Annotated in this window: 13 protein-coding genes; 4 read left to right on the top strand and 9 right to left on the bottom strand. The window is 56.9% G+C overall.

Annotation, left to right across the window (positions count from 1 at the left end; genetic code table 11):
- Window positions 1-19 precede the first annotated feature (19 nt).
- Both RAE07_RS08235 and RAE07_RS08230 read right to left on the bottom strand, forming a co-directional pair.
- Window positions 20-1,474 carry an NlpC/P60 family protein gene (locus RAE07_RS08235; RefSeq protein WP_317001684.1) on the bottom strand — a complete coding sequence of 485 codons (1,455 nt, stop codon included), beginning with the start codon at window positions 1,472-1,474 and terminating at the stop codon, window positions 20-22.
- Between the two features lie 1,718 nt (window positions 1,475-3,192).
- Window positions 3,193-3,666 (bottom strand): Rv1476 family membrane protein, encoded by a 474-nt coding sequence (locus tag RAE07_RS08230; RefSeq protein ID WP_023021529.1) that lies wholly within the window; start codon window positions 3,664-3,666, stop codon window positions 3,193-3,195.
- Window positions 3,667-3,993: 327 nt separating this feature from the next.
- On the opposite strand from RAE07_RS08230, the gene can reads away from it, so the two are divergent.
- Together can and RAE07_RS08220 are read left to right on the top strand one after the other, a co-directional pair.
- Window positions 3,994-6,807, top strand: a complete 2,814-nt coding sequence (gene can, locus RAE07_RS08225) for an aconitate hydratase (protein WP_316328557.1) — start codon at window positions 3,994-3,996, stop codon at window positions 6,805-6,807.
- A 190-nt stretch (window positions 6,808-6,997) separates the two neighbouring features.
- Entirely contained in the window at window positions 6,998-7,573 is a 576-nt protein-coding gene (locus RAE07_RS08220) for a TetR/AcrR family transcriptional regulator (RefSeq protein ID WP_023021526.1), read from the top strand.
- Window positions 7,574-7,647: 74 nt separating this feature from the next.
- On the opposite strand, the gene RAE07_RS08215 is transcribed toward RAE07_RS08220, so the two are convergent.
- The 5 genes from RAE07_RS08215 to RAE07_RS08195 form a co-directional block, all read right to left on the bottom strand.
- Window positions 7,648-8,784 (bottom strand): hypothetical protein, encoded by a 1,137-nt coding sequence (locus tag RAE07_RS08215; RefSeq protein ID WP_023021525.1) that lies wholly within the window; start codon window positions 8,782-8,784, stop codon window positions 7,648-7,650.
- The gene (locus RAE07_RS08210; RefSeq protein ID WP_023021524.1) at window positions 8,775-9,467 is read right to left on the bottom strand and encodes an energy-coupling factor transporter transmembrane component T family protein; all 693 of its coding nucleotides are present in this window, start codon (window positions 9,465-9,467) and stop codon (window positions 8,775-8,777) included. The genes RAE07_RS08215 and RAE07_RS08210 overlap by 10 nt, the downstream gene beginning before the upstream one ends.
- Entirely contained in the window at window positions 9,467-10,177 is a 711-nt protein-coding gene (locus tag RAE07_RS08205; RefSeq protein ID WP_198010473.1) for an ECF transporter S component, read from the bottom strand. The genes RAE07_RS08210 and RAE07_RS08205 overlap by 1 nt, the downstream gene beginning before the upstream one ends.
- 181 nt (window positions 10,178-10,358) lie before the next feature.
- Window positions 10,359-11,324 carry a nucleoside hydrolase gene (locus tag RAE07_RS08200; RefSeq protein ID WP_049378164.1) on the bottom strand — a complete coding sequence of 322 codons (966 nt, stop codon included), beginning with the start codon at window positions 11,322-11,324 and terminating at the stop codon, window positions 10,359-10,361.
- A 21-nt stretch (window positions 11,325-11,345) separates the two neighbouring features.
- Window positions 11,346-12,020 carry an NAD(P)H-binding protein gene (locus tag RAE07_RS08195; RefSeq protein ID WP_316328558.1) on the bottom strand — a complete coding sequence of 225 codons (675 nt, stop codon included), beginning with the start codon at window positions 12,018-12,020 and terminating at the stop codon, window positions 11,346-11,348.
- 103 nt (window positions 12,021-12,123) lie between these two features.
- Here RAE07_RS08195 and RAE07_RS08190 point away from each other — a divergent pair, with 103 nt between their 5' ends.
- Both RAE07_RS08190 and RAE07_RS08185 read left to right on the top strand, forming a co-directional pair.
- Window positions 12,124-12,393: an ACT domain-containing protein gene (locus tag RAE07_RS08190; protein ID WP_023021520.1), complete on the top strand. Its 270-nt coding sequence runs from the start codon at window positions 12,124-12,126 to the stop codon at window positions 12,391-12,393.
- Entirely contained in the window at window positions 12,394-13,758 is a 1,365-nt protein-coding gene (locus RAE07_RS08185; RefSeq protein ID WP_049378167.1) for a PFL family protein, read from the top strand.
- Window positions 13,759-13,782: 24 nt separating this feature from the next.
- Here the strand turns inward: RAE07_RS08185 and RAE07_RS08180 are convergent, their stop codons facing one another.
- Window positions 13,783-15,105: a DUF2254 domain-containing protein gene (locus tag RAE07_RS08180; protein ID WP_316328559.1), complete on the bottom strand. Its 1,323-nt coding sequence runs from the start codon at window positions 15,103-15,105 to the stop codon at window positions 13,783-13,785.
- 6 nt (window positions 15,106-15,111) lie between these two features.
- Complete coding sequence (locus RAE07_RS08175; RefSeq protein WP_023021517.1) at window positions 15,112-16,743, bottom strand: ABC-F family ATP-binding cassette domain-containing protein; 1,632 nt, start codon at window positions 16,741-16,743, stop codon at window positions 15,112-15,114.
- Between the last annotated feature and the right edge of the window lie 24 nt (window positions 16,744-16,767).

Below are 16,767 nucleotides of genomic sequence, written 5' to 3'. Positions count from 1 at the left end.
ACCAACCAAAAGTTGGAGATTAGAGAAGGCGCACGACGTCGGGAGTAGCGCCACCCCAGCGAACTGGAACTACTGAAACAGTCTGACCAGACTGTGGCGCCTCAATCATTTGGCCGTCACCTAGGTAGATAGCTACGTGCTGGTTGCCACCAGGACCGTAGAAGATAAGGTCACCGCGCTTCGCGTTGTCGCGAGGAACCTTCTTGCCCTGCTGGTACTGTGCGCCAGTGTAGTGAGGCAGGTCCAGGCCAGCTGCCGCGTAGGCGTACTTTACGAGGCCAGAGCAATCGAAGCCCGACTGGTTGAAATCACCGAAAGAGTCAGCCACTCCGCCATCTCGGAGCCCACCGGTAGGACCATTGTTATCGCCGCCGCCCCAAACATAAGGCACACCAACCTGAGATTCAGCACGGGAAATGACGGCCTCAATCTGAGCATCACGCCCAGCATCTGCGCCCGCAATAGCATCGTCAGACTCCGTCACCTCGTCCACCTCAGGCGCATCAGCGCTAGCAGCGGGTGCAGTGTTCGGGCTTCCCAATCCAAGCAAGTCAGATGAGCCCTGCATGAGGGTGCGCACATCGTCCTCATCAACTGCAGCAGCGATATCATTCGCAAGTCCGAGCGCATCATCTACAGAGGACCCAGTTGCGAAGTCGACGTTCTGAAACCTCGGGGTAGCACCCTGATTGAGGGCGTTTCCAAATTCAGCTTCCGGAGCGGTACCACCCTGGTTGATAGGGCCTCGCTCTTCCGAATTATTGGACGCGTTCGGGCCAGCAGAAACCTGCGGGACCCCCTCCCCAACAACCTCATCGGTAAAGTTTTCTGACTTGATTTCTTCGGTCAAGTTTTCAGGGTTGACCGTCGCGGCGTCGGAAGCCTTTTGATTGTCAAGCTCATTAACTGGATTTAGGCCGGTATCAAGCGTGTCCTGCTGAGAGAGCTGAAGACCGCTTTCGTTTGCCTCCTGGGATTCCGCTCCCTGCTGGCGAGCAAAAGTTGCCTCCGCAAACCGTTGGGTAGCGTTCAGTCGAGCCTCATCTTGTGCTAACTCTCGACGCTCTTGCACCACACGATTCTCGGCGTCTCGCTTGTCTTTGTCTGCCTGATCCAACTCGCCCTGCAGGCTAGCAAGGTACTCTTCATTCGCCCCTGGATCGTCGCTAACTTGTTCCATTTGGCTCTGGATCCGAGCGATACGATCCTCGGCTTCAGCGACATCAGCTTCCGCTCGACTTAGCTCTGCACGCGAAGCCTCAACAGCCCCCTGCAAAGAGTCTGCGTTGTTAACCGCGCGGTCAATTGCCGCACGCTCTGAGTCGTGTGCTTGGATTACACCAGCATTGTCCGCCGGTGAATCATCGGCGCCTGCTGGCGCTACGGTAGAAAGAGTTGATACGGCTGCGGTACCTACTACCGCAGCAAGGAAAGCGCGAACATGTCGAATGCGCGGAAGGCGAATGGTGGCCACTGAAATACTCCTAGATTGGACCCACACAGTTCCTTTAAGAAGTGCCCATCACCGCTTCCGGGCATAGGAATGCCCGGGCTCCCCGCCTGCCTATTTCGCACAAACGCAGGCGTTATCGCATGTCTAACCGGGGTAACTAGAAAATCGCCTCGAGACGATAAAGATAGGTACGCGAAGCTATTCTCAAGCGCCCGTAGACACTAGAGGGGTAAATGGTTATGGACTGCCTCAATTGGCTGAGACTTCACTCCGGGCGTGTTGTTTCTATGGACCACCCAACAGTCCAGGGACTTTTCGTGCTGTAACTGGAAAACCTGACCATTATCGCTTTCCAGCCGACTGCCTTAAATCGCTACTGTTTCCCCACAACAGCGAAAATCAGACACCTTTGGATCCGGCTGAATTGATTAAAAGCCTACTCGCCCAAAATCAACAGGCTGGCGCAAAAGGTCTACACATATCCTTTGTTCACATGTTCACAGCAGAAATTCCCATGACTGCGAAGTCCACATTCTCGTTCGCGATATTTGCGACATACGTTCCAGGATGCGTTTTACAACCCAAGATTCCGCATGCCCCGATCACGTTCTATTGCACTGAGCGCCGTGAGAACTGCTCTACGGGTTCTGGCATGACTCGCCGCGGCGCCGGCTGACTTTGTTAAAAGGTCTAGCCCCTTAACAATCCTGAGCCGTCGAGGGCAAGCAGCCACAAACCATGAACAGGCCACACGAAGCTGGCCCTGGCGGAGTGAACAGGAGTTCCTAGACCCAAAACCCTATGGACCTATCCGTGCACCCCTTTCGTGGCTCTGAGCTTCGCGCTCTGCCCTATCGAAAGATTCGCACCAAAAGTTCCACACGGTGGAGTTCTAATGAACCCGTCTCACCTCATAAACGGAAGGTGGGTTGATGTTTAATTTTTTCGAACATTGCAATCGCTCAAGTTTTTAACTTGCATCCCCAACCTCTTTCGATGGAGCCCGGTTCATTGACTTCCAAGAACGGCCACTCGATGTTCCATCATTCGCTCGAGGCGTGCTTCCCCACATACCCGTGCGAGTTCTCTCGTGACAGTCAAGGCTAAGCCCATGAACCCAGGAAGCAAGAAATGTCCCCTGAGTCGACATCCGAACCTTACGTCACGACACGCCCGCTTCGCACAATTTTCCCGCAATTCACGTGAGTCAAGTTAATTCACATGACTCAACATGAGCACCTAACCTGCAATGATTTTGTTACCATCCCGTTATTGTGATTTTAATCACACGGCACCTGGATGGACACACGCTTCAAACCGGCCCCTGTGGACAGCATGGAAGCAAACCGACCACTCCCCTACCCCGAGTCAACCCCTAAGGGTTTACTTTGCCCCTCCCCTGCCCTTCCCGTACCTTTCACCGACACCCCTAATCGTTTTGTCATCGGATACGGGCCCTGCTTCGGCACCCAATTTTAGACGCCTTCAGCACTCCTACGGATAAACGAGACAGCAACTTGTTCATCGCCGCCCGGCACCTCTACCCCACCCCCTGGTGGTCTTTACGTAAATTACTTTCCTCCTAAAACGGTTCGCAAAAGTTTCAGCTACTTATCTAAAACTTTTTCGAACAAACCTATTTTCCTACAGTCTCCACCTTGTTCAAGAGGCGTTACTTGGAATCTCGGATCCAGCGCTCAATGTCGAGGCGCCCTGCCTTTCATACCCCTGGGGTCCGCTTACAGCCCTTCAGACTTGCGTCGGCTTGCCACCATAAAAGAGCTAACCAAGACAAGCACAGCAATCACAGCAACCGCTCCCACGACTGTTGCCACCGGGAAGCTGATTTGGTCTAGTCCTCCGTAGTACTTAGTCAGAAGGTCCACCTGGTCAAGCCCGGGCGGCAGTTGCGCCTGTACTGACTCAATATCGGCTCGACTATAAGTATCACTAACCGAAGAGACATGTTGTGGGGTCTGGACAATGACCGTGTTCAACCCCGTGGCATCTTGAAGCTCTTGGGCAATGTCGCGGACGTCGGGGGTCCGAACATCGATTACATCAACTACGGCCACGCCGTCGCCGTCCCGCAACCCCTTGCTCACATCCGCATTGAGTGTGGCATTGTGGCTAAGCGCCGCGGCCGTATAGGCCACCCCATCCTCTTTGAGCTGATTCGCCAAGTCAGATATATCTACCCCTGCGGGAACCATGCGAATCCCTTCCTTATATATAGGGCCCCTAAACTACTTCTCCCCCAAGATACGGGCAGCTAGAAGCGACCCAACTCCTCAACTCGCCGGTTTTCCCGAAAAGGTGAAACAGAACGCTTGTACTGTTACAATGGCAGCGACCGAAGGTTTTAGCCTCTACAATATCTAGGTGAACCATCGCGTTCTTTGTCGCCTTCAGCACTGCGGGCCCCATGGTCGCGTCCTGTCACATTAGTGACCGAAGACGCAGAGCACCGCCCCGCGGTAACGACAGACGACGAGTACCAAACAGAACACACTGTTTATCAACAAGGAATGGAGCTCCCTGTGACTGAAAGCTTGAACTCCTTCGAGGCCAAGAAGACCCTTGACGTCAACGGCAAGTCTTATGACTACTTTGACATCAACACCGTCTCCGGCTTGGAGAAGTTGCCTTACTCCCTCAAGGTGCTAGCAGAGAACCTGCTGCGCAATGAGGACGGCAAGAACGTAACCAAGGACCACATCAACGCCCTGGCAAACTGGGACCCGGAAGCGGAGCCAGACACCGAAATCCAGTTCACCCCAGCACGCGTGCTCATGCAGGACTTCACCGGCGTTCCTTGCGTTGTTGACCTTGCCACCATGCGTGAGGCGGTCTCTGCCTTGGGTGGTACCCCGGATCAGGTCAACCCGCTCAACCCAGCCGAGATGGTTATTGACCACTCCGTCATCGTTGAGGCCTTTGGCTCCACCGATGCACTGGAAAAGAACGTCGAAATTGAGTACCAGCGCAACGAAGAGCGCTACCAGTTCCTTCGCTGGGGTGCTGAGAACTTCTCCAACTTCCGCGTTGTACCTCCAGGAACCGGCATCGTCCACCAGGTAAATATCGAGTACCTGTCCCGCGTTGTATTCGACAACGAGGGCCTTGCTTACCCTGATACCTGTATCGGTACCGACTCCCACACCACCATGGAAAACGGCCTAGGTATTCTTGGCTGGGGCGTCGGCGGCATCGAGGCAGAGGCTGCGATGCTCGGTCAGCCGGTATCCATGCTCATCCCGAAGGTCGTTGGCTTCAAGCTGACCGGCGAGATTCCAACCGGTGTTACCGCAACCGACGTTGTACTTACCATCACTGAGATGCTGCGCGAGCACGGCGTTGTCCAGAAGTTCGTAGAGTTCTACGGCAACGGCGTCAAGTCCGTTCCGCTGGCTAACCGCGCCACCATCGGCAACATGTCCCCTGAGTTCGGTTCCACCGCGGCGATCTTCCCAATTGATGAGGAGACCACCAAGTACCTCGAGCTCACCGGCCGCCCACAGGAGCAGATCAACCGCGTTGAAGCATACGCCAAGGCGCAGGGAATGTGGCTGGAAGAGGATGCCCCGGAGGCAAAGTACTCCGAGTACCTCGAGCTGGACCTGTCCACCGTTGTTCCTTCCATTGCTGGTCCAAAGCGCCCGCAGGACCGTATCCTGCTGACCGAGGCCAAGGAGCAGTTCCGCAAGGATTTGGCTAACTACACCACCGACGAGGTTTGCGTCGATGAAACCTCTGTTGAGGCAAAGCGCATGTCCGCAGAAGGCGGCGCTCCGGAATTGGAGGACGTCACCGGCGGTTTGAATAAGGCCCGCGAGGGCCACGGCGAGTCCTCCGCTATTGGTGCAAAGGGCCGTCACTCCAACCCGATTACCGTTGAGTCCCAGAATGGTGGCGAGTTCACCTTGGACCACGGCATGGTCGCTATCGCCTCCATCACCTCCTGCACGAACACCTCCAACCCATCCGTGATGGTGGGCGCAGGTCTTATTGCCCGCAAGGCAGCAGAAAAGGGCCTCCAGTCCAAGCCGTGGGTTAAGACCATCTGTGCCCCTGGTTCCCAGGTTGTTGATGGTTACTTCCAGCGTGCAGACCTCTGGAAGGACCTCGAGGCAATGGGCTTCTACCTCTCCGGCTTCGGTTGCACCACCTGTATCGGTAACTCCGGCCCATTGCCGGATGAGGTATCTGCAGCCATCAATGAGAATGACCTAGCTGCCACCGCGGTTCTTTCCGGTAACCGCAACTTCGAGGGTCGTATCTCCCCAGACGTCAAGATGAACTACTTGGCCTCCCCAATCATGGTCATCGCCTACGCCATTGCCGGCACCATGGACTTTGACTTTGATGCACAGCCACTGGGTCAGGATATGGAAGGCAACGATGTCTACCTGAAGGACATCTGGCCATCCCCGCAGGAGATTGAGGACACCATTCAGTCCGCTATCTCCCGCGAGATGTACGAGGCTGACTACGCCGACGTCTTTAAGGGCGACGAGGCTTGGCGCAACTTGGACGTGCCGGAAGGTGAGACCTTCAAGTGGGATGAGGATTCCACCTACATCCGCAAGGCTCCTTACTTCGATGGCATGCCTACCGAGCCAAACCCGGTTGAGGACATCAAGGGCGCTCGCGTTCTTGCGAAGCTGGGTGACTCCGTCACCACCGACCACATCTCCCCTGCTTCCGCTATTAAGCCGGGCACCCCGGCTGCGCAGTACCTTGATGAAAACGGCGTTGCACGCAAGGACTACAACTCCCTGGGCTCTCGCCGTGGTAACCACGAGGTCATGATGCGCGGTACCTTTGCGAATATTCGCCTGGCTAACCAGCTGGTCGATGTCACTGGTGGCTACACCCGTGACTTTACCCAGGAAGGCGGCCCACAGGCCTTCATCTTCGATGCTTGCCAGAACTACAAGGAAGCCGGCATTCCACTGGTAGTCATCGCTGGTAAGGAGTACGGCACTGGTTCCTCCCGTGACTGGGCTGCAAAGGGCACCAACCTGCTTGGCGTAAAGGCTGTAATCACTGAGTCCTTCGAGCGCATCCACCGTTCCAACCTGATCGGCATGGGCGTTATCCCACTGCAGTTCCCACAGGGCGAGTCCCACGAGTCCTTGGGGCTGGATGGCACTGAAACCTTCGATATTGAGGGCATCACCGCCTTCAATGAAGGCTCCATCCCGAAGACCGTCCACGTCACCGCCACCAAGGAGTCCGGCGACACCGTCGAGTTTGACGCTGACGTCCGCATTGACACCCCGGGTGAGGCTGACTACTTCCGCCACGGCGGCATCCTGCAGTACGTCCTGCGCCAGATGGTCAAGAGCTAGGCGCTTTTCGCACAATCCTTAAGCCCCTGAAGGGGCTAAGGGCCTAGGTTCGGTCGATAACGCGGGGTTGCACCGCCCTCCCCAGTAGAGGGCGCTGCGGCCCCGCGTTTCGTCGCATAGATTTTATTCTTATTCAAAATTACTGATTTATTATTCTTTAGACGTTCCCCATTAAGGAGAGTTGCCTACTATGCCAATCGTCAGCGAATCTGAACTCAGCCGCCGTCGGCACGACATTCTCGTAGGCGCTCGCCGGTGTTTTGCAGAGCACGGGTACGAGGGAGCTACAGTTCGTCTACTAGAACAGGCAACGGGCAAGTCCCGCGGCGCAATCTTTCACCACTTCGGTGACAAAGAGTCTCTCTTTCTTGCATTGGCGCAAGAAGATGCCGCCCGTCAGGCCGAGGTCGTAGCCCACAATGGCTTGGTTGAGGTTATGCGTGAGATGCTCCAGCATCCTGAGCGTCACGATTGGCTAGCCACTCGCTTGGAAATCACTTCCCTCCTCCGCACTGATCCTTCCTTCGCCGCTAGGTGGAAGGAAAACCAGTCGGTTCGTGGCGAGGCCGTGCGCGCACGCTTGGCGTCCAATGCGGACAAGGGCCGCCTGCGCGATGATGTTAATATCGACACCTTGGCTATCTATCTAGAGGTGTTTATGGATGGGTTTATCAACCGGCTCGCCTTGGGCGAAACCGCAGAGCTGGAAAAAGTCCTTGACTTAGTAGAGCAATCTATCCGTGGCGGTCAGGCGGATCTGTCTTAATCCCGTCTGAACAGTCCTGCTCCCGGCTGCTTATTACTTGAAACGCGCAATAGCCGGGAGCTTTTCGCATGTGCTCAGCGGTGCGGTGACGGTAATTTCTTTTCCGTGACTTGGGCGTAGGTCGATATTTCCGCCACAAACTGCGGATCATGGCAAGTAACCACTAAGGCACTGCCGGACTGTAATCCGTAGTGGATTAGTTGGTGCATAAGCCATCGGTCCGCGGCGGAAAGCAAGGTATCTGGCTCGTCGAGCAGCACCTTCTGGCGGTGCTGCCCAATAACGTGGGCCACTTGCGCAAGCCGCAGGCGTGATGATGACAAATCTAAGGGATGATCAGCAGGATTTAATCCCAGCAGGTTGCGCAAAGCTTCATTGGGTACAAATTCCTCCACTGTGGAAAATGCCGCCTGGTCAAACGGCGACTGCATAGCAAGGGCGGGAAGATTTCGTACAACTCCCCCGCCATCAAGCCCGGCGGCGGCGCGCAAGAGCGACGTTTTACCGCTACCATTATTGCCGCGCAACCATGTCACCCCGGCTTCCACGGTGGGGATTTCTACGGGGCCGACGCTAAAAGTTGTTCCGGTGGGCTGGGAAAATTGCCACCACCTTTTCTTCTTTGGTCCTCGCTGGGCAATTAGCGGGCCTATGCTCCCCTGCCGCCCGCGCGCATATACCCGCGGCAGGTTGAGGGGTGCTACGAGTGGTTCTGTTCCTATGATTTCTCCGCCTAGCTCTGGCCAGGTAGTACTCGAGACGGCAATAACGCAGGTATGCGGCATTGCCTGCAGAAGGTTAATCACTTGTGCGCGCGACTCTGAATCGAGGCCAGCTGCGGGTTCACAAATGATCATGATCGCAGGCTCGCGGATGGCCACACAGGCTGCGGCTAATCTGCGAGTTTGGCCGCCAGACAGCTGCGCGGGGTCATGTTCACAGTAGGCCGAAAGGCCCACTGCGCTAAGCATATGGTCCCCGCGGACTTGCATCTCCTCCGCAGGCACACCCGCGTTTTCCAGGCCTAGTACTACTTCTTCAATGCAGGACTCGCGCAGGAAACTAATTTGTGCGGAAGCATCCGTGCCGATGATTGCTGCGGTGGACAGAGATTCCGCTAGCTGCGCCGCAACATCTTCCACTGCTTTATCAGGATCGACGAGAACCTGAACGATGGTCCCAGGGGTGGGGCGAAGGTGGGCTAGATCCATCTAGCAATCACCACCGCAAGGCACACTAGCGGGATAAGGAAGCGTAAGACTCGGGACAACCTGGAATCGGCAACGGGCCGCAATAAGCTGCGTTTCCCTTCCTGGTCGAACCCGATGGCGGCCAGGGCTTGGCCGCGTTGAGTTCCTTGGATGAGGAGGCGAGCGATGACAGGAATAATGACGCGAGAGATGGTATTGCGCCAGGTTATGGTGATTCCGGCTAATTGGTTGGCTTCACGGACGCATCGCCAGGCATGCGCACCTTGGGGCAAGGTCTGTAGGGAGGAACCAACCACATACGCCACCTTGTGTCCGACGCGGGAGACTTGCAGCCATTTGGCGATATCCGCGATGCGCAGCGCCGCCATTGCCGCGATGAAGCAGGCCATGAGCGCACAGAAGCGGAGGCTGAGGCTACCGGCGAGTATTAGGCCGTCGGCAGTAAGCAGAGGCGCAACTGGGGTGTCACCGTAGGGAGCATGAATGACCAGCATGGAAAGGGCCGCGGGCACGCTCAGTGCAATCGTAGTCAAAATCACGGAGGCGTTGCGGGTAGATACAGTACCGCAGGCAAGGGCAACGAGCATGACGCTTGCCGACGCCACTGGGGTGTTTAGCGCCAAGGTAAGAAGCCAGCCGCAGGCCGCAATGGTGACGACGGTGGCAGGATGGAGGCGGCTCATCAGCGTGGTTGCAGCGATTCACGGGTGCGTTGCGGCAAAGCTTTTACCGCTGCCCAGACGATGAGGAAAACCAGCGTTTTATCCAGGGGATCTGAGATGAAGGACTGCAGGGTAACCGAGGCGATAAGGGAATTGCCCAGCTCGCGAAAGAGCGAGACAACCGCGCCCGTACCAAGACCCGCAGTACCGCCATAAACAAAGGCAGCGACAGGGGCGGCGAGCATGCCGGAGACAATGCCAATGACGGCGCCACTGAGAATGACCCACCATACCTTGGTAAATGCGCCCTTCTTGATGACGAATCCGGATAGGAATCCCGTGGCGGCGGACACTGCAGCGAAAGGCAAAGCAGCGGGGTTGAGCAAGCCCCAGACGACAGAAGACAGCGTGCCGGTAGCCAAGCCAGCAATGGGACCGGCAAGCGCGGCTACCAGGATAGTTCCCACGGAATCGATATAGAGAGGTATGCCGATTGAACCAATGATTTCACCAACGACAATATTAAGGACGAGCGCCACCGGGATGATGGCGATGGTTCGCGCTGGTAAAGCCGGCACGGTGCCGGCAAGCAGGAGCGCGGCGCCGATAAGATAGCCGCTCAGGGTAACGAGCGCTTCAGTCGAACCAGCAACAGAATGCCAGTCCGTGGGGCGCAAAAGCACCAGGTAGATCCAAGTCGCGGCTACGACTAATGCACCCGCGATGACCATGGCCTTGCGGGCGGGGGTGAGAGAAAGCTGTGACACAATAAAAGTCCAAATCCATATACAGAAAAAAGGCATAGAAAACGCCGACCGCGGATAGTGCTGCTTTCCTATGTCACCTCGGAAAGCGATCCCGCACAGCACGTGCGCCGCGGATAATAGTAGAGGTTCTGCTCTTTAAAAGCCACTAGCGTGAAGCCAATAGTGTAAACCCCCGCAGACATTCTTGATGCGCGGCTTCCATATCTGCGCTCGTAACCAGTCGTGCGTTGCGGGCCCGGCCCCAGTGATTTCGCAAGTCCGCAACGCTCGTCCCCCGCAATAGCGGCGATTCTGCTTCGACATCAACAGTAGTCTCTACAACCTCAAAGTCGATCTGCCCCAAGGCGATCATGCACGTCAAAAGGTCGTGGATTTGGGCCTGATAGCCTTCCCCCTGCGCCTGGTGGAATTCAAAATAGTAGCGCAACACATCCGGCAGGATGTGCGCCATAGGGTGTCCGTGCAACAATTCTATGACCGCTTCTAGGCGCTGTGGGGTGATGAGAAACTGCTCTGTTAGCTCAAGCGAACATAGTGTGGTGGGAACGCGCGGGGCAGATGAATGAAAGTGCTGGGCGGCGGCGTGCGGATCAACCCAAAAGTTCCATTCCGCGGTCGGGGTGGTATTTCCCCGGTAGTTAACCGCGCCACCCATGATGGTAATGGCGCCAAACTGCGCGACGGCTTCACTATGGGCTTCTTCAAATGCTGCAAGATTGGTGACCGGCCCGGTAACAATCAACTGCAGATCGTGATGAGCGGCTAGTGCTTCTTTCCATAGACGCTGCCAATCGCTGTGGTGCAGCGTGGTAGTAGGTGCTGTGGCATAGCCCAATCCCGTCGGACCATGGGTCTCAGGGGTTGTCGTGAGACCCACCTTTAAGGGGTGCGGCAAGCCGGGGGCTACGGGGACATCGGCAAGCGAGCACAAATCCAGAATCCAGCGGGCATTGGCCGCAGTCTGATAGGCCTCGACGTTGCCGGCTGTGGTGGTAACTCCCACCAGCTCAATATCCCCGGCATGATGAAGGCCCGCCAAATACATCAGGGCGAGGCAATCATCTATGCCGGGGTCACAATCAATTAAAATAGCTGGAGGCGTGGCAATCATAGTGCCAGCCAGTCTAACGCCTTACTTGATGGAGCTCACTGGATTATCGCCATCTACAAAGGCGAGCGGGGATTCCGGCAGGGTTTCGCGGCCGAGGGCCTCGACGAGGACATCGGCGACCAGCTCGCGCGAAGAAGTCATGGACTCCTGTAGCGCCTTATCCTCGATCTGCTCCAGCCCCTGTGCTGGTTCCTCGGTCAGCATTGCTGGCTTGAGGATAAGGTGCGGAAACTCTGCCTGAGCAAGGCGATTGTCCACTTCCTTCTTGGACTCAACGTAGGCATACCACTTCTCGTCGGCGGGATCCGTGGTGGCTTCTTGAGAACCCACATAGGAAATCATGAGGTAGGCAGGCAGATTCTTTCCCTCCTGCTGCAGCGTCTCCATAGCGTCGAGGGTGGCAAGGGCACCATCGCGGTCAACGGCCCACGTAAGGTCTGCCCCACCGCGGCCGCCGTTGCCAGCGCCCCACACTACGGCATCATAAGCGGCGAAAAGCTCCGCCCACTGCGCAACGGTCTGCTCAGTAATATCGGCCAATACTGGGATCGCGCCAAGCTTTTCAATCTCAGACTTGTGCTCAGGGTTGCGGATAAGGGAGTGGACCTCGTGGCCGGCCTCCACCAGCTTTGGGGCGGCCAACAGGCCGACCTTGCCATGTCCACCGATGTACAGAATCTTCTTTTTATCAGACATACCTCCCCACCGTAACAACGACGCCTCTTGCCCGCAGCGACCCCGGCCAGTACCGGTGGCAAAATGGCGGCGGTGGCTGCAGCGAGCAGATAGAATTGCTTGCATGTATGCCATTATGACCGTCACCGGAGCCGATAGCACCGGCATTATCGCCGCGGTGACCACTACCCTTGCCCAACTCGATATCAACGTCATTGACGTGTCCCAAACACTCATGGGCGGTTACTTCACCATGATCCTCCGCGTCGAATTTGATGCGGATAAGGTCTCCATCCAGACCATCAAGGAGCATATGCGCCCCGTGGCGGAAGAAAAGCACCAGTCCATCCGCATTCAGTCCGAAGACCTCTTCACCGCCATGAATGAGATTTAAATGAGCACGCGTTTTAATACCACTAATATCTTGGACACCATCGAGATGATTGAGAACTATCGTCTCGATATCCGCACCGTAACCATGGGCATCTCCCTCCTTGGATGCACCCGATCCACCATGGACGCTACCTGCCAGGCCATCTATGACCGCGTCACGCAGCAGGCCGGGCGCCTAGTGGAGGTATGCGAAGGCATCGAAGGCGAGCTGGGTATCCCCATCGTAAATAAGCGTATCTCCGTGACCCCAATATCCTTGGTGGTAGCCGGTGTAGAAGGAAACCCCGTCGACGCCGCAAAGGCACTGGACAAGGCAGCCAAAGAGGTAGGAGTCAACTTCGTGGGCGGCTATTCCGCTCTGGTCGAAAAGGGCGCTACCACCGCGGAACAAAAGCTCATAAGTTCCATTCCAGAAGCGCTGGCTACGACTGACGTCGTGTGTTCCTCCGTCAATATCGCCAGTTCCCGCGCCGGTATCAACATGGATGCGGCAAGGAAGATGGGCGAGGTTATCAAGGAAGCTGCCGAGCTGACCAAGGACAATTCCGCCATTGCCTGCGCCAAGCTGGTGGTCTTTGCTAACTCTGTGGGTGACAACCCATTTATGGCCGGCGCGTTCCACGGCATCGAAGAACCCGATTGCGTAGTCTCCGTCGGCGTTTCTGGCCCAGGTGTTGTCGACCGCGCCTTGGGATCGCTCGAAGGGGCGAGCCTCGACCAGGTAGCGGAAGAAGTCAAGAAGGCCGCTTTCAAGATCACACGCGCCGGGCAACTGGTGGGCACCATGGCTTCCGAGCGCCTTGGCGTACCCTTCGGCATCATCGACCTTTCGCTTGCCCCTACTGCCGAATTGGGAGATTCGGTGGCCCACATCCTTGAGCACATGGGCCTAGACCAGGTGGGCACGCACGGTACAACTGCTGCTTTGGCTCTGCTTAACGACGCCGTAAAGAAGGGCGGCATGATGGCCTGCTCCCGCGTCGGCGGTTTGTCTGGTTCCTTTATCCCCGTCTCCGAGGATAAAGGCATGATCGATGCGGTTAAGTCCGGCTCTATCTCCATGGACAAGCTGGAGGCCATGACCGCCATTTGCTCGGTGGGCTTTGACATGATTGCGCTGCCGGGCGATACCTCGGCCGCGACGATTTCGGGCATGATTGCTGACGAGGCCGCCATCGGCGTGATGAATCATAAGACCACGGCGGTACGCGTGATCCCGGTTCCTGGCGCCCAGGTGGGCGACGAGGTGAGCTTCGGCGGCCTGCTGGGCTACGCACCGGTGATCCCGATCAATCACGTGGGTAATGCGCAGTTCATTAACCGCGGCGGCTTCATCCCCGCTCCAGTGCATGGATTCCGCAACTAAGGAGAGCGGCCACCGCGCCGCGGCCTAGTCCGCGGCGTGCTCTTCGCCGGGTTTCTCTGACTCCGCCCTTTCGGCGAGGTTGTCCTGGAAATGCTGGTAGGAACATTCCAGCTGTTTTAATTCCACCTCGCCGCCAACTTGGCGGCGGGCATCAGAGTAGATGGCCCGGGCGGCGTCGGCAAGCACGCTCCGGCGCTCAGCAGTGTACAAAAGGGCCACTACCTTGGCCAGGTTATCCAGCAAGCTGAGGTAAATCTCCGCGTTATCGGCGGCGTCCCGCCGAATCTGCGTGAACATCGCCTCCACAATTTCCTCATAGCTGAACGTTTGGTAATCGAGGCGAAACTCGCCGTTAACGTGCACAATGCCCTGCGGAAGCCGCTTATCCCCGATGACGGTGAGGATCTGGGTAAAGCGGTCAATGATATCGATGACCGTGTACGGATCATTGACACCAGTACTCAAAGCGCGGGCAGCAATCTCCGCCAGGTGCCGGGCGGTAAAACGAGGGTCGTGAGCTGAGGCATGCTCCCTGTACTGGGTGAGCACGATATGGCGCTCAACATTTTCCGGAAGGCGCGGCACACCGTGTGCGATAACCTCGCCTTCCAGTACCAAGTCACCCGGCGCCACGCCGAGGTGCACCGCGCAATTCTCCCGTGCCGCTGCCTGCGCAATGGCGTCATAGTCGACGAACTTGAGGTAGCCAGTTCCACTGCTGCGCCGCTTTTCCGCATCCACGTAAAATTCTGGCCCAGGAGCCTTGGCCGCTTTTTCCTCTTCGCCCCGCCGGATGAGCCGGCGCATGTGGTCCTCTACGTCTTCGGCCACCACGTGAACTACGTGAGACATACTGATCGATTGGGCAATATGGACTATGAAATAAATGAGGAAGATTACGCAGGCGATGGCCAACAGCACCGTTACTGCTACGTTCAAGGAAGGAACATATTCTTCTTTCCCATTACCGCCCGTTTGCACCGCACGTAAAGAAAGAAGGGCAAAAATGAAGGTTGCAAGATAGATCGCCAGGGTCGATTGTATAGAGCGATCTTTTAGAAACTCATGCAGCAGGCGCGGCCCCATTACTGTGACAACACCAGAAAGTGCGGTCAGCGTGATGAAGAAAAGGGTGCCAGCAAGGGACAGCGACGAGGTAGCTACCGCGCTTAGAATCCCTTGGGCACTATCGGCGCTGCCATCATAAAAGGGGGTGGCTGCCACGCGAAAACGGCTACCGACCGCGATGAGCAACTCTGCGTTGACGGCGGCAACGGCCACCGCCACTGCAGGGATTAGCCAAAACTTTTCCCGCCAGGCAGGCATCCTCTCCAGTAGCGTCTTCATGTTTTCCTAAGCTAGCTCCACGATTTCCATGTAGTCATCGGACCACAAATCTTCGTCACCATCGGGCATGATGATTACGCGTTCCGGGTCCAAAGCCTTGACCGCGCCCGGATCGTGCGTAACCAGCACCACGGCCCCCGTATAGGTTTTTAGCGCATCGAGTACCTGCTCGCGCGAGATTGGATCCAGGTTATTGGTCGGCTCATCCAGCAACAGCACATTCGCGCGGCTGGAGACTAGGGCGGCGAGTGCCAGGCGCGTCTTCTCACCGCCGGATAGAGTGCCCGCGGGTTGTTCCAACTTCTCGCCGGAGAACATGAAGGCACCAAGCAGACTACGCAGTTCCTGCTGATCCGCGTCTGGGCAGGCGTCAATGGTGTTTTGCCATACAGACTTATCCGGATCGATGGTGTCGTGTTCCTGCGCAAAATAGCCGATCCGCAAGCCGTGGCCGCTGACGATGCCACCTTCACCGTCGGTGCGCTCCACTCCGGCCAGCAATTTCAACAGCGTGGTCTTACCCGCGCCGTTATAGCCCAGCACCACTACTCTTGACCCTTTATCGATGGCCAAATCCACCCCGGCGAAGACCTCTAGGGAGCCGTACATCTTGGTCAGCCCCTTGGCATTCATGGGTGTCTTACCGCACGGTGCCGGCTCGGGGAACTTAATATTGGCCACCTTATCGGCCACCCGCACCTCATCGAGCTGGCTCATCATGCGCTCAGCGCGGTGGAGCATTTGCTTGGCCGCAGCGGCCTTCGTTGCCTTAGCACCCAACTTAGCAGCCTGCTTTTGCAGGGCGGATGCCTTCTTTTCCGCATTGGCCCGCTCTCGGCGACGGCGCGCTTCATCGGTAGCACGAGCATCGAGGTATTTCTTATACCCCATGTTGTATACATCGGCCTCGCCGCGAACCGCATCGAGGAACCACACCTTATTACACACGGCCTCAAGCAGCTCGACGTCGTGAGAAATCATAATGAGCCCGCCCTCATGTTTGGACAGGAATTGGCGGAGCCACGTAATAGAATCCGCGTCCAAGTGGTTCGTCGGCTCATCGAGGAGCAGGGTGGTCTGGGATTTTCCGGACCCCTCGGTAGCGGCAAAGAGAATTTGCGCTAGCTCCACGCGGCGGCGCTGACCACCCGAGAGAGTTTTGAGTTGCTGGTCTAGGACGCGCTGCGGCAGACCCAAATTATCGCATATCTGCGCGCACTCGGAGTCGGCTTCATAGCCGCCAAGCGACTCGAATTGCTCCTCCAAGCGGGAGTATTTCCGGATGGCCTTATCCCGGAACTTATCGTCAGTGGCCGATTCCATAAGCTCTTGTTGCTTGGCCATTCGGCGCTTGAGATCATCCAAACCGCGTGCGGAGAGAACGCGCTCTCGCGCGGTCTGTTCAATATTTCCTTCGCGGGAATCCTGGGGCAAATAACCAATGGGGCCCGAACGAGTAACTGAGCCGCCATAGGGCTCGGTCTCCCCTGCCAAAATGCGCATGGTCGTCGTCTTGCCCGCGCCGTTGCGGCCGATGAGCCCGATGCGGTCACCGGGTTGCACACGCAGGTGCTGCCCGGGGGCTTCGAGAAGCGTGCGCGCTCCTACCCTGACTTCGAAATCATTGGTTACAATCACGAAGAAACAGTCTAGCAATTGACG

It is taken from the genome of Corynebacterium nasorum (assembly GCF_032821635.1).
GTDB lineage: Bacteria > Actinomycetota > Actinomycetes > Mycobacteriales > Mycobacteriaceae > Corynebacterium > Corynebacterium kefirresidentii.
This window is presented reverse-complemented; position numbering and strand designations above follow the sequence as displayed.

Bases quoted from the DNA above. Each gene is read 5' to 3' on its own strand.
- RAE07_RS08230 (WP_023021529.1), bottom strand. From the start codon at position 3,666: ATGGTTCCCGCAGGGGTAGATATATCTGACTTGGCGAATCAGCTCAAA.
- RAE07_RS08220 (WP_023021526.1), top strand. From the start codon at position 6,998: ATGCCAATCGTCAGCGAATCTGAACTCAGCCGCCGTCGGCACGACATT.
- RAE07_RS08215 (WP_023021525.1), bottom strand. From the start codon at position 8,784: ATGGATCTAGCCCACCTTCGCCCCACCCCTGGGACCATCGTTCAGGTT.
- RAE07_RS08210 (WP_023021524.1), bottom strand. From the start codon at position 9,467: ATGAGCCGCCTCCATCCTGCCACCGTCGTCACCATTGCGGCCTGCGGC.
- RAE07_RS08205 (WP_198010473.1), bottom strand. From the start codon at position 10,177: ATGGTCATCGCGGGTGCATTAGTCGTAGCCGCGACTTGGATCTACCTG.
- RAE07_RS08200 (WP_049378164.1), bottom strand. From the start codon at position 11,324: ATGATTGCCACGCCTCCAGCTATTTTAATTGATTGTGACCCCGGCATA.
- RAE07_RS08195 (WP_316328558.1), bottom strand. From the start codon at position 12,020: ATGTCTGATAAAAAGAAGATTCTGTACATCGGTGGACATGGCAAGGTC.
- RAE07_RS08190 (WP_023021520.1), top strand. From the start codon at position 12,124: ATGTATGCCATTATGACCGTCACCGGAGCCGATAGCACCGGCATTATC.
- RAE07_RS08185 (WP_049378167.1), top strand. From the start codon at position 12,394: ATGAGCACGCGTTTTAATACCACTAATATCTTGGACACCATCGAGATG.
- RAE07_RS08180 (WP_316328559.1), bottom strand. From the start codon at position 15,105: ATGAAGACGCTACTGGAGAGGATGCCTGCCTGGCGGGAAAAGTTTTGG.